General features: G+C 63.7%; 17 protein-coding genes. 12 read left to right on the top strand and 5 right to left on the bottom strand.

All coding sequences use genetic code 11. The features are described from left to right. Positions 1–84 precede the first annotated feature (84 nt). The 4 genes from QD356_RS06760 to QD356_RS06745 all read right to left on the bottom strand — a co-directional run bounded on the left by QD356_RS06760 (position 85) and on the right by QD356_RS06745 (position 3,757). Positions 85–552, bottom strand: a complete 468-nt coding sequence (locus QD356_RS06760) for a thioesterase family protein (RefSeq protein WP_192839241.1) — start codon at positions 550–552, stop codon at positions 85–87. After that, on the bottom strand, positions 552–1,505 hold the full coding sequence (locus QD356_RS06755; protein WP_192839239.1) for an L-carnitine dehydrogenase: 954 nt from the start codon (positions 1,503–1,505) through the stop codon (positions 552–554). The genes QD356_RS06760 and QD356_RS06755 overlap by 1 nt, the downstream gene beginning before the upstream one ends. Next, positions 1,502–2,437, bottom strand: a complete 936-nt coding sequence (locus QD356_RS06750) for a 3-keto-5-aminohexanoate cleavage protein (RefSeq protein ID WP_192839238.1) — start codon at positions 2,435–2,437, stop codon at positions 1,502–1,504. Before QD356_RS06750 ends, QD356_RS06755 begins: the two co-directional genes overlap by 4 nt. A 282-nt stretch (positions 2,438–2,719) precedes the next feature. Beyond that, on the bottom strand, positions 2,720–3,757 hold the full coding sequence (locus QD356_RS06745) for a LacI family DNA-binding transcriptional regulator (RefSeq protein ID WP_192839237.1): 1,038 nt from the start codon (positions 3,755–3,757) through the stop codon (positions 2,720–2,722). 161 nt (positions 3,758–3,918) lie between these two features. Here QD356_RS06745 and ltnD point away from each other — a divergent pair, with 161 nt between their 5' ends. The 12 genes from ltnD (at position 3,919) to QD356_RS06685 (ending at position 20,101) form a co-directional block, all read left to right on the top strand. Next, positions 3,919–4,857: an L-threonate dehydrogenase gene (gene ltnD / locus QD356_RS06740; RefSeq protein ID WP_192839235.1), complete on the top strand. Its 939-nt coding sequence runs from the start codon at positions 3,919–3,921 to the stop codon at positions 4,855–4,857. Further along, positions 4,857–6,209, top strand: coding sequence for a 3-oxo-tetronate kinase (otnK, locus tag QD356_RS06735; protein WP_192839234.1), 1,353 nt, complete (start codon positions 4,857–4,859; stop codon positions 6,207–6,209). The genes ltnD and otnK overlap by 1 nt, the downstream gene beginning before the upstream one ends. Beyond that, complete coding sequence (otnC, locus tag QD356_RS06730) at positions 6,206–6,859, top strand: 3-oxo-tetronate 4-phosphate decarboxylase (protein ID WP_043336237.1); 654 nt, start codon at positions 6,206–6,208, stop codon at positions 6,857–6,859. The genes otnK and otnC overlap by 4 nt, the downstream gene beginning before the upstream one ends. A gap of 38 nt (positions 6,860–6,897) precedes the next feature. Further along, the gene (gene otnI, locus QD356_RS06725; protein ID WP_192839233.1) at positions 6,898–7,692 is read left to right on the top strand and encodes a 2-oxo-tetronate isomerase; all 795 of its coding nucleotides are present in this window, start codon (positions 6,898–6,900) and stop codon (positions 7,690–7,692) included. Between the two features lie 314 nt (positions 7,693–8,006). Continuing rightward, complete coding sequence (denD, locus tag QD356_RS06720; RefSeq protein WP_192839232.1) at positions 8,007–9,002, top strand: D-erythronate dehydrogenase; 996 nt, start codon at positions 8,007–8,009, stop codon at positions 9,000–9,002. Positions 9,003–9,165: 163 nt separating this feature from the next. After that, positions 9,166–10,542 carry a gluconate:H+ symporter gene (locus QD356_RS06715; RefSeq protein ID WP_054557183.1) on the top strand — a complete coding sequence of 459 codons (1,377 nt, stop codon included), beginning with the start codon at positions 9,166–9,168 and terminating at the stop codon, positions 10,540–10,542. A 298-nt stretch (positions 10,543–10,840) separates the two neighbouring features. Further along, positions 10,841–12,226: a GGDEF domain-containing protein gene (locus QD356_RS06710; protein WP_192839231.1), complete on the top strand. Its 1,386-nt coding sequence runs from the start codon at positions 10,841–10,843 to the stop codon at positions 12,224–12,226. Next, positions 12,223–13,467, top strand: a complete 1,245-nt coding sequence (locus QD356_RS06705) for a GGDEF domain-containing protein (RefSeq protein WP_192839230.1) — start codon at positions 12,223–12,225, stop codon at positions 13,465–13,467. The genes QD356_RS06710 and QD356_RS06705 overlap by 4 nt, the downstream gene beginning before the upstream one ends. 594 nt (positions 13,468–14,061) lie before the next feature. Then, positions 14,062–15,468, top strand: coding sequence for a cytochrome ubiquinol oxidase subunit I (locus tag QD356_RS06700; RefSeq protein ID WP_054557186.1), 1,407 nt, complete (start codon positions 14,062–14,064; stop codon positions 15,466–15,468). Positions 15,469–15,472: 4 nt separating this feature from the next. Beyond that, on the top strand, positions 15,473–16,471 hold the full coding sequence (cydB, locus tag QD356_RS06695; protein ID WP_054557187.1) for a cytochrome d ubiquinol oxidase subunit II: 999 nt from the start codon (positions 15,473–15,475) through the stop codon (positions 16,469–16,471). Next, complete coding sequence (gene cydD / locus QD356_RS06690; RefSeq protein WP_279877287.1) at positions 16,458–18,281, top strand: thiol reductant ABC exporter subunit CydD; 1,824 nt, start codon at positions 16,458–16,460, stop codon at positions 18,279–18,281. The genes cydB and cydD overlap by 14 nt, the downstream gene beginning before the upstream one ends. Then, complete coding sequence (locus QD356_RS06685) at positions 18,278–20,101, top strand: ATP-binding cassette domain-containing protein (protein ID WP_225996646.1); 1,824 nt, start codon at positions 18,278–18,280, stop codon at positions 20,099–20,101. The genes cydD and QD356_RS06685 overlap by 4 nt, the downstream gene beginning before the upstream one ends. A gap of 122 nt (positions 20,102–20,223) precedes the next feature. Here QD356_RS06685 and dkgB read toward each other — a convergent pair whose 3' ends face one another. Beyond that, positions 20,224–21,030: a 2,5-didehydrogluconate reductase DkgB gene (gene dkgB / locus QD356_RS06680; RefSeq protein WP_153635971.1), complete on the bottom strand. Its 807-nt coding sequence runs from the start codon at positions 21,028–21,030 to the stop codon at positions 20,224–20,226. Positions 21,031–21,176 lie beyond the last annotated feature (146 nt).

Genomic DNA, 21,176 nt, shown 5'->3' with positions numbered 1-21,176 from the left:
CCCCGCCAGAAGACTGGCAGGGTGTGGGTTTCGACGCTAAATCAGCGACTTGTTATCCGAAGCGGACATCGGTTGTCACACGTCTCAGGCCGTCTTGCGGCGGATGGCGATACGACGACCGGCCGCCTTGGGCCAGTCATCGTCGCCTGCCGGCTGGGGCAGGGCGGCAATGCGCTCCGCCACCGATTCCGGGCAGGGCGTCGGACGACCGCCACTGATGCTCATCGCCATCAGCATCTGCTCGCTGGTGGCGATCTCGCCGCCGTCGGCATCCGTCAGGGTGAACAGCACATGCTGGCGCTTGGCGTCATGGTCCAGCAGCAGCACCTTGACCTTGAGCGTCTGGCCTTCATGCGCTTCCGCCAGATAGCACAGATGCGTCTCCAGTGTGTAGATAGTGAGGTCGTGTTCACGACGCCCCTCGGCATCCAGCCCCACGTGCTCCATCAAGGCTTCGACCGCCATCGAGAAAGCACGCGCGTACTCGGCATCATTCATGTGGCCGTTATAGTCGACCCACTCATGCGGTACCGTGATCTCGAGCAGGTCCATCAGATACGTCCCTCGAGGCCTTCGGCTTCCGGCCAGTACTTGCGCGTCAGGCTCAAGAGCTCGACCAGGAAGTCATCGCGACGACGGTCCAGCTCGGCGACCGGGCGGCCCGCTGCCTGGTACTCGCAGCCTTCCACGACCTTGTCGATCAGCTCGTCGGTCAGCTCCGGCGCTTCGAGTTTGGTCCACGGCAGTTTCAGTGCCGGGCCGAACTGCTCGAGCATGTGACGCATGCCCGGCTCGCCGCCTGCCAGGTGGAAAGTCAGGAAGGTGCCCATCAGCGACCAGCGCAGACCACAGCCGTAGACGACGGCAGCGTCGATCTCTTCGGTGGTGGCGACGCCGTCGTTGACCAGGTGCAGGGCTTCACGCCACAGCGCTTCCATCAGGCGGTCAGCGATGTGACCTTCGATCTCGCGACGCACGATCAGCGGACGCATCGCCAGCTTCTGGTAGTCATCGCGGGCGCCTTCCAGCAGTGCCGGTGAGGTGTGCTCGCCACCGACCAGCTCGACCAGCGGCAGCAGATAGACCGGGTTGAAGGGGTGAGCGACGATGACGCGGCCCGGTGCCTTCTTGCAGTCCTGTTGCAGATCGGTCGGCTTGAAGCCGGAGGTGGAAGAGCCGATCACGACGTGCTCTTCGGCCGCGGCATCGATGGCGCTGAGGATTTCCTGCTTGAGCGGCAGACGCTCCGGCACGTTTTCCTGGATCAGATCGGCGCCGACCACGGCATCCTCAAGGGTCGCGGCGAAGCGCAGACGATCGACGGAGGCACCCTCTGCCAGGCCATCTTTCTCAAGCGCATGCCAGGCATTCGCGACGAAGGCGCGAGTGCGGGCTTCGGCGTCCGGCGCCGGGTCAAAGGCGACCACATCCCAGCCATTGGCCAGTGCACGCGAGATCCAGCCATTGCCGATGACACCGGTTCCTACGACAGACAACTGGCTCATGCGACACCTCCAGCGGTTTCGAGAGCTGCCACGTCGCCAGCGGTCTTGCCGGTGGACGGATCACGCAGCTTGAGGAATTCACGCGTCTCGGCCGGGGTCATCACGCTGGAACCCAGGTTCTCGATGATGCCGGAGGACTTCTCGACCAGCTGCGCGTTGGTCGCCATCACGCCCTTGGACAGATAGAGGTTGTCTTCGAGACCGACGCGAGCGTGACCGCCCAGCAGCACGGCCTGTGCGACCATCGGCATCTGCATGCGGCCGATACCGAAGGCGGCCCAGTTGGAGTTGGTCGGCAGCTTGTTCTTCATGGTCAGCATGGTTTCGGTGTCAGCTTCCGCGCCCCACGGGATGCCCAGGCACAGCTGGAAGAGCAGGTCGTCGTCGAGCAGACCTTCCTGCTGCAGCTGGCGGGCGAACCAGACGTGGCCCAGATCGAAGCACTCGAGCTCCGGCTTGACGCCAGCGGCCTGCACCAGACGAGCGTGCTCGCGCAGCCAGTCAGCGGTGTTGATGTAGACCATGTCGCCGAAGTTCAGGCTGCCGCAGTCCAGGGTGCACAGTTCCGGCAGCAGTTCCTGGATCGGCGCGTGACGCTCGGCCGGGGTCTGGATGTCGGTGCCCGGGCCGCCACGAGTCGGGTCGTTGACGTCCGGAATCCAGTCGCCGCCGCCACCGGCGGTGATGTTCATGACGATGTCGGTGTCGGCGGAACGCACACGGTCCATGACTTCACGGAAGTGCTCGGTGGAGTGGCTGATGCCGCCGGTCTCCGGATCACGCACGTGAATGTGGGCCACGCTGGCACCGGCCTTGGCGGCCGCGATGCAGTCATCGGCGATCTGCTTCGGCGTCACCGGGACATTCGGGTTCTTGCTGGCGGTATCACCCGCGCCAGTGATGGCGCATGTCAGGATAGTCTTGCGATTCATCGTCGGGCCTCACGTGTCAGAACACTTGTCTGCGGTAAGTCGCAGCGGCCATGTCACCAGACGTCGACCTGCACGTCCCGGTCGCATCGCCTCTGCGCCTTTGTTGAACACAGTGTCGTGAAGTTGAGGGCAGCGAGATGATCAGAAGACGCCGGATACTTTGCGTTTTACGTCAATTTTGCTCAGGTCGGGCGCCAACCCGCCCTGACGGACGCGAATGCACCGGTGAGAAGCCTCGATCGTGAGCCAATCGAGCTGCGCCTTAAAGGAGGCTTCGCGGCCTCAGGTACTGCCACCGACCCGCAGCGTGAACCCCAGGTCGTGGCTCAGTTCTCCGACGGGTTCGCCATTGATGCGCGCCAGCAGCTTGCGCGCTGCCATGCGGCCGATCTGCTCCCGCGGTGAGACGATGGTGGTGAGGCGCGGCGTGACATGCTCCCCGATCGGCAGGCCATTGAAGCCGGCGATGGCGATGTCGTCCGGGATACGCACGCCAAGCCGCGCGGCGGCGAGAATGGCGCCACAGGCCATGTCATCGTTGGCGAAGTGGATGGCGTCGCAGTCAGGGAATGTCGCTTTGATACGCTCAAGCGCCTGAGCACCGCTGGTCATCTGTTGACGCACGGGCAGGTCGAGCAGGGGAGCCTCTTCAATGCCGGCCGCCGCCAGCGCCTCACGATGCCCGGCATAGCGCATCGCCGCGCGATAGTCGCGATCAAGCTCGGCACCGGCGAAGTGGATCGTGCGATACCCGCGTGCCAGCAGGTGCTCGGTCATGGCGCGTCCGGCGGCGACATGATCCATCCCCACGTTCAGATCCAAGCCTTCGCCCAGCTCCATGATCTCAACGATCGGCTGATTCCAGTTCTCCAATATCTGGCGCGTCGCATCGTCATGGCGCAGTCCCGTCACCACCAGGCCCGCGGCCGACCAGCCCAGAAAGGTACGGATCAGCTGGGTTTCCCGAGCCAGATCGTAATCCGTCTTGCCCAGCAGCAGCTGATAGCCGTGTGCCTCGAATTCGTCCTGCAGGCCCTTGATCACATCGATGAACACCACGTTGGACAGCGAGGGCACGATCACCGGAATCACGCGACTGGAGGCCGAGGCCAGGCTGCCGGCAATCATGTTGCGCACGTAGCCGACCTTCTCGATGGCCGCTTCGACCTTGACGCGGGTCGCTTCGCGCACGCTGTCGGGGCTATTGAAGTAGCGCGAGACGGTGATCGAGGAGACCCCGGCTTCCCGGGCCACGTCATTCAGGGTCGGCTGCATGGCACCCTTGCGGCTGCGGCGGGGAGATGATGGTGGATTAGACATATGTCGCGTTTTCTCATTTGCCGCTTGTCGTGGCTTGGAGCCTAATCTATTAATGATGTTAGCGCTAACATGATAGCGCTAACATTCAGTGAAGTGCTGATCGGTGTGCCGCATGAGGCCGCCTTGATCAGCACTTGAACAGCTTCCGCGGGAGATGCGAGATGACAGCAGCAACGACTTCACCGGTGATCGGCCTTGTCGGCCTCGGCGCGATGGGAATGGGCAGTGCGCGCGCCATGCTGGAAGCAGGCCTGGACGTGATCGGCTGTGATATCTCGCCCGCCGCCTGTCAGGCCTTCGAAGCGGCGGGTGGCCGAGCCGTTGCCTCGCCGCTGGAACTGGCGGCCGAGTGTCAGGTGGTGGTGCTGGTCGTGGTGAATGCCGATCAGGTCGAGCAGGTGCTGTTCGGGGCGCAGGGTGAGGGCGGCCTGGCCGAGCGACTCGCGCCGGGTAGCCTGGTGATCCAGTGTGCCACCGTGGCGCCGAGCTTCGCACGTGAACTGGAAACCCGCCTGAACGGCATGCAGCTGGAGCTGCTCGACGCCCCGATCAGCGGTGGCGCCGTCAAGGCACGCAGTGGTGAGCTGTCCGTGATGTCCTCCGGCAGTGAAGCGGCTTACGTCAAGGCGGAACGCGTGCTGGCGGCGATGGCGGCCAATGTCTATCGGCTGGGCGACTGTGCCGGCCCGGGCTCGAGCGTCAAGCTGGTCAACCAGCATCTCGCCGGCGTGCACATCGCGGCGGCGGCAGAAGCCATGGCGCTGGGCATGAGCATGGGGATCGACCCCGACACCCTGTATGACGTCATCACCCATTCCGCGGGCAATTCCTGGATGTTCGAGAATCGCGTGCCGCACATCCTCAAGGGCGATTACACCCCGCTGTCAGCCGTCGACATCTTCGTCAAGGACCTCAACATCGTGCACAGCACCGGCCGCGAGCTGAAGCTTGCCATGCCGGTGGCCGGCAGTGCCCTGCAGCAGTTCACCGCCGCCAGTGGTGCAGGCTTCGGGCGCGAGGATGACTCGGCCGTCATCAAGGTCTATCAGCGTCTCGGCAGTTTCAGCCTGCCGGCCGCGAATGATGAAGGAGCGCAGTGATGCCGATCGTACTGGGCGGAATCGCCGATGACTTCACCGGCGCGACGGATCTTGCCAATAACCTGGTACGTGCCGGCATGCGCACCGTGCAGGTGATCGGGGTACCCCAGGATGCGCTGCAGGAAGGGGCGGCGAACGGGCTGGATCTGACTGAGGTCGACGCCGTGGTGGTCGCGCTCAAGTCGCGCAGCTGCCCGGTGGATCAGGCGATCAGTGAATCTCTCGCGGCGCTTGAATGGCTGAAAGCCCAGGGCGCGCGCCAGCTGTTCTTCAAGTACTGCTCGACGTTCGATTCCACGCCCGAGGGCAACATCGGGCCGGTCGCCGATGCCTTGCTGGAGGCCTTGTCCGCCACGCAGACGGCCTTCGTGCCGGCCTTCCCGATCAACGGACGCAGTGTCTATCAGGGCCATCTGTTCGTCGGCGATCGCCTGCTCAATGACAGCGGCATGCAGCATCATCCCCTCAACCCGATGACCGATGCCGATATCGTGCGCGTGCTGTCACGCCAGACCCCGCATGGCGTGGGGCTGCTCGATCACGCCACTCTGCGCCGCGGCGCGCAGGCGGCCCGTCAGCGTCTGGACGAGCTTGCCCATCAAGACGTGCGTCATGTGGTCTGTGACAGCCTCGATGAGCAGGATCTCGAGGTACTGGCCGAGGCGCTGGTCGATCACGCGCTGGTCACCGGTGGCTCTGGCCTCGCCCAGGCCTTGCCTGCTCAGTACCGCCGCAAGGGCTGGCTTGAGCCGATCGATGATGCAGCGGTGCTGGCCCCGGCGCAGGGCGCCGCGATGGTGCTGTCCGGCAGTTGTTCTCGCATGACGCTCAAGCAGGTGGCTCACTTCACGCAGCAGCATGCTGCCTTCGCGCTGGACCCCGTCAAGCTCAACGCGAGCGATGCCCACTTCGAGGCGGCGCTGGGCTTCGCCCGTGAGCAACTGGCGGCGACGGAGCCCAAGCCATTTCTGATCTACGCCTCGGCCGAGCCGGAAAGCGTCAAGGCGGCGCAGGCGTCACTGGGGGTCAAGCAGGCCGGTGAGCTCATCGAGTGCGCCCTGGCCAGTCTGGCCGGCACCCTGGTCGCGGAAGGCGTCGCGCGTCTGCTGGTGGCGGGGGGAGAAACCTCCGGCGCGGTGGTCTCGGCACTCGACATCCGTGAGCTGCGTATCGGCGGTCAGATCGACCCCGGCGTGCCCTGGACACAGGCACCGCACCCGGCCGCCGGCCCCTCGCAGCCGGAGGCGAGGCTCTCGCTGACACTCAAATCCGGCAACTTCGGGGGTGAAGACTTCTTTACCCGGGCATTCGACGTGCTGGATGCCATGAATCCTCGCGAGGAGAACGCATGAGTCAGTCACAGCACGACATCAACGTGTTGCGTGAGCAGATCGCCACCTACGGCAAGTCACTGTTCGACCGCGGCCTGACCATGGGGTCCAGCGGCAACATCAGCCAGCGGCTGGACGATGGCGGCTGGTTGATGACGCCGACCAATGCCTGCCTGGGGCGCCTGGACCCGGCGCGCATCTCGCGCCTCGACGCCCAGGGCGTATTGATCGATGGCGACGCGCCGACCAAGGAGCACTTCCTGCATCGCGCCATGTATGACGAGCGCCCGCAGTCGGGTGCCATCGTCCACCTGCATTCGACCCACTCGGTGGCGGTGTCCTGCCTGCCGGACGTGAATCCCTGCGAGTGCATTCCTCCGCTGACGGCCTATTACGTGATGCGGGTCGGCAAGTTGCCGCTGGTGCCTTACTACATGCCGGGCGACCCCGCACTGGGCGATGCCGTGCGTGGCCTGGCCGGCAAGCACTGCGCCGTGTTGCTGGCCAATCATGGCCCGGTGGTGGCCGGCAAGACGCTGGAAGCGGCGGTCTATGCCACGGAAGAGCTTGAGGAAACCGCCAAGCTGTTCCTGCTGCTGCAGGGCAAGAATCCACGTGGGATGACCCCGGAACAGGTGGCGGAACTCGAAGCCAAGTTCGGGCGCCCCTGAGTGATGACGTCTTCGTCTGTGAAATCCAAGGATCTGACATGACCCGATTGGCCGCCAATCTCAGCATGCTGTTCTCCGAGCATGACTTTCTCGATCGCTTCGCGGCTGCGGCCGAAAGCGGTTTTCGCGGGGTCGAATATCTCTTCCCCTATGCCTATTCCCCGCAAGAATTGCGCGCAAGGCTCGATGAGAACCAGCTGTCGCAGGTGCTGTTCAATCTGCCGCCGGGCGACTGGGAGGCCGGTGAGCGTGGCCTGACCTGTCTGCCGGGGCGCGAGGAGGAGTTTCGGGCCTCGGTGGCCGAGGCGATTCGCTATGCCCAGGTGCTCGACTGTCCGCGCGTGCATGCCATGGCGGGCCTGGTACCGCAGGGCGCGGATGACGCCATGCGCGCGCGTTGCACCGAGACCTACATCCACAACCTGCGTTACGCCGCCGCCGAGCTTGAGAAGGTCGGCAAGACACTGTTGATCGAACCGATCAATCCGCGCGACATGCCCGGCTTCTATCTGAGTGGTCAGGCGCAGGCACGCGAGATTCTCGCTCAGGTCGGCGCTGCCAACCTCAAGGTACAGTTCGATCTCTATCACTGCCAGATCGTCGAGGGCGATCTGATCCGCAACCTGGAAGCGCAGTTCGCGCATATGGGCCATGTGCAGATCGCCGGCGTGCCGGACCGTCACGAGCCGGATGTGGGGGAAGTGCATTATCCGGCGCTGTTCGACCGGCTGGAGAGTCTGGGTTACGACGGCTGGATCGGCTGTGAATATCGTCCACGGGGTGAGACGCGCGCAGGCCTCGGCTGGGGTCGCGAGCATGGTCTGACGCCCTGAATCTGAATCAGAGGGCTCGCTCGGCGAAGACCAGAGTTTTGGCGAAGGTGACTGCGCCGGGCGAGCGTGCAAGGATCAGGAGCAAAAATTAGTGGTATGTATTTCAGACCAGAATATGCAGTAAAGATGAAAGAGTTGAGTGACTGACGCACTTTTAGTCGCATATACCTTCTTCTCATTGCTGATGAAGAGCGTGAGGCGCTATTTTCTCATCCTGTCTGGTCTGGTTTCTGTACCACTTGAGGGCTGCCGCTGAGTGATCTGCCCATGCGGCAAGCCTACCTACGCCAGAACACAAAAGTGGAGTCCACACGATGCACGTCATGATTACCGGCGCCGCCGGATTCCTCGGTCAGCGCCTGACCGAGGCCCTGATCGACAAGGGCAGCCTGAACGGCCAGCCATTGTCACGCCTGACCCTGCTGGATCAGATCGAGGCGCCACGTCCCGAGGCGGCTTCATGTCTGACAGTCGAACCGGCCACCTCGCTGGATATCGAGATCGTCGCCGGCGACATCGCCGATGCCGAGGTGCTTGATCGCTGCCTGGCCGGTGAGCCTGCGGTGATCTATCACCTGGCGGCAGTGGTCAGCTCCGCCGCGGAAGCGGATCTGGCACTGGGCATGCGCGTCAATTTCGATGCGACTCGATTGCTGCTGGAAGGCTGCGCGGCGCGGGGGCTGAACGGTACTCGGCTGGTGATGGCCAGCTCAGTCGCCGCCTACGGAGGCGATCTCCCCGAGACGCTGAACGACATGACTGCTCTGGTGCCGCAGAACTCCTACGGCACCCAGAAGGCGATGTCGGAGCTGCTGATCAATGACTACAGCCGTCGCGGGCTGGTGGATGGCTGCGTGCTGCGTCTGCCGACCATCATCGTGCGTCCGGGGCGCCCCAACGCGGCGGCCTCGAGCTTCGCCTCCTCCATCCTGCGCGAACCGCTCAATGGCGAAACCGCCATCTGCCCGGTACCGACAGAGCTCGAGATGTTCGTGATGTCGCCGCGTCGCGTGGTCGCGGCCCTGCTCAGGGGCGCGGAGGTGGCGAGCGCGGACTTTGGCCTCTCTCGCAGCTTCATGCTGCCGGGCATCACCGTCAGCGTCGCGTCAATGCTCGCGGCGCTCAAGGATATCGCCGGCGAGCAGGCGCTGGCACTCGTCAAGCATGAGCCTGACCCGCGTATCACCGCCATCGTCGGCAGCTGGCCGGCGCGCTTTGACACCCGCAAGGCGCGTTCGCTGGGCTTCGTCGGCGATGCCGACCTGCACGAGATTCTCAATACGTATCGCGACGAGAGCGTCATCGCCTAGCCAGCGTCTGGCCATCTCATCCAGGACGAGCTCGCCAGACCCCTTTGCCAGACCTGCTCGTCACATCACTACGTCAATAACAACGATCGGCGTCATGCCAGCCGGCAGCGCCGACACCGCACACCTTGCGCCACACAATAACAAACTACAGGAGTAGCACCCCATGACAGACGCCGCCGTCGCGGGGCCACAGGTCATCATCGGCCTGGGCATCGCCATCTTCGTCATGATCTATCTGGTATTGAAAACCCGCGTGCATGCCTTGCTGGCCTTGATCATCGCCGCCTCACTGGCGGGGTTGATCGGTGGCATGCCGCCCAATGAGGTCATCAGTGCCATCACCACCGGTTTCGGCAAGACGCTTTCCACCATCGGCCTCGTGATCGGCTTCGGCGTGATGATGGGGCGTGTTCTGGAAGTGACCGGTGCCGGGCAGCGCATGGCCTACGCCATCCTCAATCTGCTGGGCAAGAACAAGGAAGAGGCCGCGATGGCGCTGACGGGCTACATCGTCTCCATCCCGATCTTCTGTGATTCGGCCTACGTCATCCTCAACCCGCTGGTGCGTTCACTGGCGCGCAACAGCGGACGTTCGGTGATTGGCCTGGGTATCGCGTTGGCGGCTGGTCTGATCATCACCCACTCGAGCGTACCACCGACCCCGGGCCCGCTGGGCGTGGCCGGTATCTTCGGTGTCGACATCGGTCTGATGATCGGCTGGGGCCTGGTGATTACCGCGCCGGCGCTGATTGCACTGGTGATCTATGCCCGCCTGATGGGCCCGCGTATCGAGGCGATGCTGGAAGCCCAGCCGGGTGGTTTCGAAGGTAGCGTCAAGCATGACACCGACAGCATGATGCCTGAATCGGAGCTGCCGTCCCTGCTGATGTCCTGCATGCCGATCGGCCTACCCATCGCGCTGATCTTCCTCAATACGCTGGTCAGTGCCGTGATGGGCGATACCAGCAATGCGCTCACCAGCACCATCGCCTTCGTCGGCAACCCGGTGATCGCCGTGGGTATCGGGGTGCTGGTCGCCATCTATGGTCTGATGCCGAAGACTCCCAAGCAGGAAGTGTTCGATCATCTGGAAAAGGGTGTCGAGACGGCGGGTATCATCCTGCTGGTCACCGGTGCCGGTGGTGCGCTGGGCTCGGTACTGCGTGCCAGTGGCGGCGGCGATTACATCGCCATGCAGGTGGCGGCACTGGGGCTTCAGCCGCTGTTGATTCCGTTCATCATCGCCACCCTGGTGCGCTTCATCCAGGGGAGTGGCACGGTGTCGATGATTACCGCGGCATCGATCTCCGCACCTATCCTGATGGGCATGCCGGACGTCAACATGGTGCTGGCCGCGCAGGCCGCCTGTATCGGCGCGATGTTCTTCAGCTACTTCAATGACAGCTATTTCTGGGTCGTCAATCGCATGCTCGGCGTCAAGAGTACCAAGCATCAGATGCTGGTGCTGACCCTGCCGACGACGTTGGCCTGGGCCATTTCCATCATCACCCTGTTGCTGCTCAACGCCATCGTCGGTTGAGCCAGCCAGAGCAGTCTGCTGCATCAAGAACACCGGGCCTCATCGAGGCCCGGTTTTTCGTTGGATTTTCGTTCATGAGCGAGGTACCAACACGGACATGCGGCGCTTGAGCATCTCCGTCAGCGTGGCTTTCAACATCTGCGCATGTGATAAAGAAAGCAGGGCGATCGAAGGGAAATCAGACATGCCTTCACGAATGGCAATATTGGAGCAACACCTGAGTGCCACGACTCCTGCGAGGCTGAGCTTTGCCCCTGAACTCGAGAGGGACTTTGAACAGTTCGAGCATCGTCGGCGCATGAGTCGTGCCGTAATGGGTTGCTGGAGCCTGATCATCTTTCAGCTGATGTTCGTGCTCTATGACACCGTCTATGCGCCGGTCGCGATGCCGGTGACAGAGAATCTCGCCGTGATGCTGCGCCTGTATGTCTGCATCGCGCTCGCGATTCTCGTGGTGGTCCTCAAGAGCGAGATCTGCCGCCCCGTCGGGCGCGAGGCGCTGATGGTCGCGACCCTGTGGGGCGTGATCGGCCTGGCGGCGTGGCTGGCGGTGCGCGAGAACCACCTGCGCTGCTTCCTCGAACTCTATGCGCTGGGCGTGGTGCCACTGGTCGGTATCGTCCTGATGCAGCTGCGTTTCGTCTCGGCTCTGGTGCTGTCGGCAGGGGGGATGGCCATCGTGATCAGCGTGGCGCTGGGCGTAACGATGCCCTATGCCCATATGGACTTCGCGATCGTCTTCGTCTTCATGGCGTTCTGCCTGTTTTCGCTGATCGCCAGCTTCCGCATCGAGTTCTCGGCCCGTCATGCCTATCTGATGACCTCCATCGATCAACTGCGCCTGCAGGATGTGGAGTCACGCAATGCCGAGCTGCAGGAAATGGCCTGTCTCGACCCGCTGACCCAGCTCTACAATCGCCGTCATCTGATCGAGGTGCTCAAGCAGCACCATGGCGATGCTCAGCAGGCAAAGAGCGGCGTGTCAGCGTCCCATCCGGCGCCACCATTGCCGTGCCTGGCGCTGATGATGATGGATGTCGATCACTTCAAGGCCTTCAATGATCACTACGGGCATGTCGCGGGCGACAACTGCCTGTATCAGATCGCCCAGGCCTTGCAGGAAACACTGGACAGGGAAAAAGGCGCTGGCATCGCCGGTGCTTACGAGGGGAAAGAGGCTGCCTTGGCCAGCGTCGTCCGCTTCGGTGGCGAGGAATTTACCGCCCTGGTGGCCGTGCGGGATCTCGAGCATGCGCGCAGTCTGGCCGAGGCAATGCGCTATGCCGTCAAGTCGCTCAAGCTGCCTCACCGCGAGTCGGAACTCGGCGTCGTCACCCTGAGTGTGGGGCTTTGCGTCATCCCCTTGTCGCGCCTGCTCGAGGGCGAGGGAATGGAGGATGAGATGACGCGTGACATGGCGGTCGAGACGCTCCTCAGCTGCTGGGTCGATCAGGCCGACAAGGGGCTCTATCGTGCCAAGCGCCATGGCCGCAACCGTACCTGCGTGCAACGTGGCAACGGCCATGGCAAGGCGCGCGCCCAGGCCAGTGATGACCTGCGTGATGGCCTTGACGATGAGCGCCAGGCTGCGCAGCAGGGTGAGCGGCAGTATGCGCAGCACGATGAACAGAAGGCTGAGTTGCCAGATCACAGGCCGCCGATGGGCGGAGCGGGCCTGTCATGAGAAGTCAAAAGCGACTCCCCGGCGCACGCGAGGCGATGATGCCGGCGGCGGTGGCTGCCGAGCGCGGTGTCGTCGAGGGGCTGATCGACGGTCGCGGCGCGTTACGCTGGCGGCTCATCTTCCCCGACACCCTCGAGACCCGGTATGTGGAAGAGACGCGCGTCTCGCGCACGCGCGGCTTGCTGTATTCCGGCATCTTCGCCTTCGTGATGTATGCCACCTTCCTGATCAGTGACACCATTCATCGCAGTGAGGACCTGGCACTGGCCGCCATGCTGCGGCTGGGCTGTGTTTGCGTGGTGGCCATGCTGGTGCTGCCGCTGGTGCAGCGCGCGCCTTCCATGCAGCTCAAGGAGTGGCTTATGACCGCGCTGGTGATCAATACCATGCTGGTCAGCGCCATCCTGTTGCAGCTGTCGCGCACCGAGCTTTCGCATGTCGATACGCTGTTGTTCGGCTTCTTTCCCATGGTCGGCAACATTCTCTTTCGGCTGCGCTTCCCCCAGGCACTGACGGCGTCGCTGACCTGCACGCTCATCATGGCCGGGGTGATCGCGTTGGAACCTGCCGGTCAGGAGGGGCTGGAGCTGCTGGCGATGGTGATCTTCGTCAGCACCACGGGGCTCTCGCTATTGGCCAACCATCAGCTCGAGCACAATCAGCGTCAGGTGTGGTTGCTGCGCCAGCGTGAGCGGCTGTTGCTGGAGGAGAAGCGCGCTGCCGGTCAACGTCTTACCCGAGAGGCCAACTGCGATGCACTGACGGGCGTCTTCAACCGGCGCCATCTGGAGCGGGATCTGGCCCAGCGCTGGGCGGACCTGACCCGTGAGGACGGGCTGGCGATCCTGATGGTGGATGTCGATCACTTCAAGACCTACAACGACCATCATGGCCATGTAGAAGGGGATCACTGCCTGCAGCAGGTTGCCGAGGCGCTCCAGGCTGCCATCGGCCCGCAACCGGGCATGGTGGTGCGCTATGGCGGTGAGGAATTCTTGGTTCTGCTGGAGTCAGTGACCGAGCGGCAATTGCGTGCCTGCGCCGAACGCATCCGCCGCAAGGTGCGTGCGCTCAAGCTGATCCACCCCGACAGCGCGGGGGCGAGAGTACTGACCGTCAGCGTCGGGGCGGTGAGCTACAAGGCCGAGCAGCACACCAATCTGACCGACCTGGTACGTGCGGCGGACGCGGCGCTCTATGACGCCAAGCATCAGGGGCGCGACTGCTGTGTCGTACGGTGAGTTCCTGACGCGAAGGGGCAGAGCCACAAGGAAAAGGGCACAAAGAAGAGCGAAGTGAGACAAGAGAGTGAAGAAAAGGAAAAAAGGAGACAACAAGGCGCGTTCTCGAAAGGGGGCGCGCCTTGTCTTTATTCAGCCAACAGGGCGCACATTCCTGGCCGGATCAGGGTGCGCCGCACGACAGAAATCAAGATAAACCGCGTCCGACGGCCCCTGGCATTGGTCGTAATCGAGGCTCGACGTGTGTTTCTCTTGATGTACGTCAATAAAGGCGGATGTGCGGCGAAATATAGATGGCAAGCCTGAGCATGCCGAGTGGAAAATACGTGGATGCTGTCATGCAATATGGCGGGCCTGATCGATCACCAACACGGCGATTGATCGGATGGCTGGGCCTGCGGCAAAGCGTCATCGTGCACGATAGCCTGGTGTTTTCTATGCTCTTTGGGTCAGCTGGTAGAAAGATGACTGCCATGATCGATGGAGTTTGGTGGTATGCCTTGTCGTCACGGGCCTGACCGTGATATCGCTGCGACTGTGCGTCCCACAACGGGATGAACAGAGTGCAACCCCTGGAGTCCTGAGGAGTCGCCCATGGAACTGGATCCCGTGATCCTGTCACGCATACAGTTCGGATTTGTCGTGTCATTTCATGCCGTCTTTCCGGTGTTCACCATCGGCCTGGCATCCTATGTGGCCTTGTTGCATGGCCTTTTCTACAAGACAGGCAATGCCGCTTGGGAGCGCCTTGCAGCGTTCTGGGTGAAGGTATTCGCCGTGGTCTTCGCGATGGGCGTGGTCTCCGGCATCGTGATGGCCTTCCAGTTCGGCACCAACTGGAGCAACTTCAGTTATGCCACCTCCAACTTCATCGGCCCGATGCTCAGCTATGAGGTGGTGACCGCCTTCTTCCTCGAAGCCGGCTTCCTCGGCGTGCTGTTGTTCGGGCGTGGCAAGGTGCCGGAGGGCGTCCACCTGTTCGCGGCACTGATGGTGTCATTGGGGACCTTCATCTCCTCCTTCTGGATTCTGTCCTCCAACAGCTGGATGCAGACACCGGCGGGCGTCGACTTCATTGATGGTCACTTCTTCGTGAATGACTGGAGCGCGGCCATCTTCAATGCCTCCTTCCCGTATCGCTTCACGCATATGGCGATCGCCTCGTTCTTGACCGGCGGCTTCGTGGTGGCCGGGGTGAGCGCCTGGTATCTGCTGATCGGGCGTGATGTCGAGGCCAACAAGCGCGCGCTGTCCATGTGCATGTGGCTGCTGCTGGTGTTGGCGCCGGCGCAGGCAGTGGTGGGTGACATGCACGGCATCAACACGCTGGAGCATCAGCCGACCAAGGTCGCGGCGATGGAAGGCAACTGGGAAACCCAGTCGGGCGCGCCCTTGTTGCTGTTCGCCTGGCCGGACAAGGAAGCCCAGATGAACCACTTCGAGATCGCGATCCCGAAGCTGGCCAGCCTGATCCTGACCCATGACCCCGATGGTGTGGTGCCGGGCCTCAAGGAGGTCGAGCCCGACATGCAGCCGCCGGTGTGGTTCGTGTTCTGGTCGTTCCGCGTGATGGTGGCGGTGGGGCTGGTGATGATCGCGGTGGCGTTCATCGGCCTGTTCCTGCGTCGCGATGGCAAGCTCTATCGCTCGCGCCCCTTCCTGCAGACGCTGCGTCTGATGTCGATCGCGCCATTCTTCGCCGTGCTGGCCGGGTGGTTCGTCACCGAGGCCGGACGCTCACCGTGGCTGGTCTACGAGATGATGACCCAGCAGGAGGCCGTCACGCCCTCGCTGACCGGCTGGATGGTGCTTGCCACGCTGATCGGCTACTTCCTGGTCTATCTGGTGGTCTTCGTGACCGGCAGCTACTACCTGACGCGCGTCATCCGTGGCGGCATGCAGCCTGAGCTGCCGCATGACGATGTCGAAACCGCGATGCGCCCGCTGTCCGCCGCGCACGAGAGTCTCGATGATGATGCCAGCCGTACGGTAAGGAGTTGAGCACATGGAACTGATCAATCTGACCATGATCTGGGCGCTGATCATCGGCTTCGGCATCATGATGTACATCCTGATGGATGGCTTCGATCTCGGGGTCGGCATCCTCTATCCCTTCGCCCCGGATGAACACGCCCGTGACGTGATGATGAATTCGGTCGCGCCGGTCTGGGATGGCAATGAAACCTGGCTGGTACTGGGCGGGGCCGGCTTGCTGGCGGCGTTTCCGGCGGTGTACTCCATTCTGCTGCCGGCGCTGTATCTGGGGGTCTTCCTGATGCTGGCCGGGCTGATCTTCCGCGGGATCGCCTTCGAGTTCCGCTTCAAGTCCACGCGCAATCGGCATTGGTGGAACGTCGCCTTCAGTGGTGGCTCCTACGTGGCCACCTTCTGCCAGGGTGTGGTGGTCGGGGCCTATATCCAGGGCTTTGCCACCGAAGGCCATATCTATGTCGGCGGCGCCTTTGACTGGCTGACCCCCTTCACGGTGATCACCGGGCTCGCGCTAGTGGCGGGTTACGCTCTGCTGGGCGCCACCTGGACCATCCTCAAGAGTGAAGGCGAGGTTCAGGCCTGGGCCTATCGCATCACGCCCAAGCTGCTGATTGCCGTGCTGGTCGGCTTCGGGGTCATCAGCCTCTACACGCCGTTCGTCGATGAATACGTGCGCGAGCGCTGGTTCAATCATATCGGCATGTTCTGGGTCTTCCCGGTGCTGGCGCTGTGCTGTGCGGCCTTCATCTGGCGTGCCGTCAGCAAGCGCCTGGAGGGCCAGCCCTTCGTCGCGACCCTGGGGCTGTTCCTGTTCACCTATCTGGGGCTGATCTTCAGCAAGTGGCCGTATCTGGTGCCGCCGGACATCACCATCTGGGATGCGGCGTCAGACCCGGGCGCGCAGCTGTTCCTGCTGATCGGCGTACTGTTCGTGATTCCCATCGTGCTGGGCTATACCGCATGGAGCTACTGGGTCTTCCGCGGCAAGGTGCAGGACGGTGGCTATCACTGATCTCACGCAAGGGGCAGCGCAGGAGGCCCCGACCAGCGCCGCTGGCAATGACACGGCGCGCGCCAGCGTCAGCGACGACAGTGTCACTGGCAAGGAGCGCGACAAGGCCAGACGCAAGGCTGCCGGCAAGTGGCTCAGCCAACAGGCGACGCGCGAGCGTCGCCTGTTGGCTATGGCGGCGCTGTGCGGCGCATTGGCGGGGCTGGCAACGGTTGCGCAACTGGTACTGCTGGCCTGGCTGGTCACTCAGGTAATCGAACAGCCCGCGGCGTTGGCTCGCCTGTGGTGGCCGTTCGGCGGCCTGGTGGCGCTGCTGGCGGTGCGTGCCTTGCTGAGTGCCGCGCAGGAGCTATGTGCCCAAAAAGCCAGTCAGCGCCTGCGCCAGCGGGTGCGTCGAGATGTAATGGATCACCTGCAGGCATTGGGCCCGGTGCGCGCCGCGCAGTTTCATGGCGCCGATGTGGCCCAGCGCTGGGTCGAGCAGGTCGAGGCGTTGGAAGGCTACTTCGCGCGTTTCTACGTCCAGCTGCGCCTGGTGCTGATCAGCCCGCTGGTGATTCTGGCCATCGTGGTCAGTCAGGACTGGCTGGCGGCGATTCTGCTCGCGCTGACCGCGCCGCTGATTCCGCTGTTCATGGCGCTGGTCGGCATGGGGGCCGAGTCGCTCAATCGCGAGCAGTTCGTCGCGGTCGCGCGCCTGTCGCGCCACTTCGTCGATCGCGTACGCGGGATCACCACGCTGCGCCTGTTCGGCCTGGGCGAGCAGGCCACGCGCGAGGTCACGCTGGTCGCCGATGATTATCGCCGTCGCAGTCTGCGCACGCTGCGCCTCGCCTTCCTCTCATCAGCGGTACTGGAGTTCTTCTCGTCGGTGTCGATTGCGGTGGTCGCGATCTATATCGGCTTCGGCCTGCTGGGCGACATTCCCTTCGGGCCCGCCCAGGCGCTGACCCTGTTCAGCGGCCTGCTGATCCTGCTGCTGGCGCCGGAGTTCTTCCAGCCGCTGCGCACCCTGTCTCAGCACTATCATGATCGCGCCTCAGCCTTGGCCGCCGCGGACTCGTTGCTGGAGCTGCTCGACACGCCGATCGCGTCGGCGCGTCAGGCCTCCACGATGGCGTCGGCCAGTATGTCGCTGCCTGGCGATGTGATGTTGCAGCTGGAGGCCGTCACGCTGACGCATCCCGGACGGGGCAGGGTGCTTGGCCCGCTGGATCTCACCTTGAAGACCCACGAGGTGCTGGTGATCAGCGGCCCGTCCGGGGCCGGCAAGTCATCGCTGTTGCAACTGATGGCGGGATTCGTGGCACCCGATGAAGGCCGCTGTCGTCGCCATGCGGCCACACGCCTTGCCTGGATGGATCAACGGCCGCTGCTGATGCAGGGCAGTCTGGCCGACAACCTGCGCATCACCGCGCCAGACGCCAGTGACGATGACATCGCGCAGGCGCTGACGCGTGCCGGCCTTACCGAGGTGCTGGCCGCCTTGCCGCAGGGCATCGACAGCCCGTTGGGCGAAGGCGGGCGTGGGCTGTCCGGCGGCCAGGCTCAGCGTCTGGCGCTGGCGCGGGTCTTCTTGAGCGATGCGCCGCTGGTGTTGCTCGACGAGCCGACCGCCAGTCTGGACGCCGAGACCGAACAGCGCCTGATCGCCGGCTTCCAGGTGTTGGCCGAAGAAGGCCGCACGCTGGTCATCGCCACTCACCATCCGGCCTTGAGGGCCATGGCGACGCGCCAGCTGTGTCTGACCCGTGATGGGGTCGTTGGCACTACTGGAGAGACACAGGATTCTGGGGAGGGCGCATCATGATCGGACCTGCTCGTACTCTCGGTCCTGGCTCCACTCCCTCGACGCGCGAGGCACTGGCCGCGCTGGCGCCCTGGTGGCGAGTGCATGAGCGCTACCGCCGACGACTGCTGCTGGGCGTGTTGCTGATGGCAATGACCGCGCTGTCGGCACTCGGGCTGCTGGCGGTCTCGGGGTGGTTCATCACGGCATCGGCATTGACGGGGGCTGCGCTGGCTGCCGGTGCCGTCGCCGTGCTGGATGTCTACACGCCGGGCAGCGCGATTCGCCTGTTTGCCGTCTCGCGCACCGTCTCACGCTATCTGGAGCGTCTCTACAATCACGACACCATCCTGCGACTGCTGGCCAGCCTGCGCGGCAGCGCCTTCGCCTCGCTGGTCAGCATGGACCCCGCGCGGCTGGCAGCCCGGCGTTCCAGTGACTGGCTCAATCGTCTGACCGCGGATATCGACACCCTCGATGCGCTCTATCTGCGTCTGGCGGCGCCTCCGGTGATGGCCTTGCTGCTGATCGTGGCGCTGCTGGGCATCACGCTGGTGTGGCTGCCGGGCACGACACTGTGGCTGGCGCTCTTGCTGTTGACTGGCTGGGCGTGGCTGACTCTCGGGCAGGCACGCTGGGGGCTGGTGGCCAGCCGCCGGCGCGTGACCACTCTGGAGACATTGCGCTCCAGCCTGATGGAGGCGCTGCGCGGGCATGCCGAACTCGAGGCCTACGCGGCGCTTGGCCATGTGCGTGAGCAGCTGGAGGCGGTGGAGGCGCGTCTGCTGGCGGACCAATGGCGGCTGGCGGTCATCAGTGCCGTCGGCAATGCGCTGGCCGTGCTGGTGATCGGACTCGCCTGGTTGCTGTTGCTGGCGATGGGCATGCTCGCCCTGCGCGATGGCCAGCTCAGCGGCCCGATGATGGTGATGCTGCCGCTCGCGGCGATGGCGCTGGGTGAGGGGCTGGCGGGGCTGCCGGCGGCCTTCAGCCAGGCCGGGGCGACGCTTGGCGCCGCGGAGCGCCTCAACGATATCGAGCACGCCGCGGGTGTCGTGCACGGCAATGCTCGCCTGTCCGCGGGGCCGATCACAGTGACGTTGGAGCAGGTCAGCTATCGCTACCCGGGCGCCTTGTTCGAGGCATTTTCGAACGTCTCGCTCACTGTCGAAGCCGGTGAGCAGGTCGCGATCTGTGGCGCCTCCGGCGCTGGCAAGTCGACGCTGGCGGCGCTGCTGACCGGGCAGACCAGCCTGGCCTCCCGCGGCCTGCAGAGCAGACACAATGAACAGCAGGGCGGGGGCACTGAACTGCAGGGCGGGGGCACTGAAGAGAAGCGAGGTGAAGAGCAGAGCGGGCGAGTGTTGCTCAATGGCCGTGAGGTGCATCACTACGCGCCTCTGGCGATTGCCGATGGCGTCGGCTGTCTCACCCAGCAGGTCGATCTATTCGATGCCAGTCTGGCTGACAACCTGCGACTGGGGGCCGCCGACGCCGACGATGCCGCGCTATGGCGGGTGCTGGACGCGGTGGATCTCGCCGACTGGGTCGCGAGTCTGCCTCAGGGGCTGGCGACGCGTGTCGGTGAGGGCGGTCGTCAAGTGTCGGGTGGCCAGGCACGGCGCATCAGTCTGGCGCGCCTGGCGCTGACCAACCCCGGCCTCGTGCTGCTGGATGAGCCCTTCTCGGGGCTGGATGCCACGACAGCGCAACGCGTCGCGCAGGGTCTCGCTGATTGGCTGGCGGGCAGAACGGTGATCTATCTGCTGCATGAGCATGATCTCGCGGCACCACGTCCCGGCACCGAGGCCGTGACCCGCGTCTGCTGGCTGGATCGCTGAGCATCCATCGGGATCAAATCATGGCAGGGTAGAAATGCGAAAAAGCCTCCCGGGCAGGGTGCCCGGGAGGCTTTCTTGTCACTGGACCCGTCGATCAGGCTCAGTCAGCTGGGCTCAGTCAATCAGTCCCAGTCGGGGGCGATATCCGGGTTGGCGATACGCTCGCCGCGGTCCAGCTCGGCGATCTTGGCCATGTCCTCGCCGGTCAGCGTTAGCGAGAAGGCCTCGAAGTTGCTGCGGATGTTCTTCGGCTTGGTGGAGGACGGGAAGGTCACGATGTCCTGCATCTTCAGCCACGCCAGGGCGATCTGCGCCGGGCTGACACCATGGCGGTCCGCGATGATCTTGAGGGTCTCGTCATCCATCACCTTGCCGACGGCCAGCGGCATGAAGGCGCTGACCTCGAGCCCCAGCTCCTGACACTTGTCGAGCACCTTGCGGTTCTGCAGGAAGGGATGCACCTCGACCTGATTGGTCAGCAGCTCATCACGCCCCAGAATGCCGACGGCGCGTTCCATCTGCTCGCAGGTGAAGTTGGAGATGCCGATATGGCGCGTCTTTTCCTCGGCCTTCATCTTGGCGAGCGCCGGCAGGTAGTCCTCCATGGCGACTTCGTCATTGGGTGACGGCCAGTGGATCAACAGCAGGTCGACGTAGTCCATCTGGAGCTTCTCGAGGCTTTCCTCGACGCTCTTCTCAAGATCACCGGGCTGGAGACGGTCGTACCAGATCTTGGTGGTGACGAACAGCTCGCTGCGCGGGATGCCGCTGTCGGCGAGCACCTGTCCCACTTCGGCTTCGTTGCCGTAGAACTGGGCGGTATCGAAATGACGATAACCGGCGTCCAGCGCCGCCTTCATGCTCTCACGCAGGGTATCGCCTTCCAGACGGAAGGTGCCAAAGCCGGGATTCGGTAGGGTAGTCGACATGCGGTAACTCCTGTTGACGTTCTCGCCGGGTGTGGCGGGGACGTTTCCATGTGTTGTGTCGTGTTTACTGGGGCTGTGAAACTGGCGCGACAATGGCGTGCCTACGCATCAGTCATGTGCCGGTTGCGCAACAATCCTGCGCCGCC

The sequence above is a fragment of the Cobetia sp. 2AS genome (genome assembly GCF_029846355.1).
GTDB classification, from domain to species: Bacteria; Pseudomonadota; Gammaproteobacteria; order Pseudomonadales; family Halomonadaceae; genus Cobetia; species Cobetia amphilecti.
The sequence above is the reverse complement of the archived record's forward strand: the minus strand, read 5'-3'. Positions and strand labels throughout refer to the sequence as shown.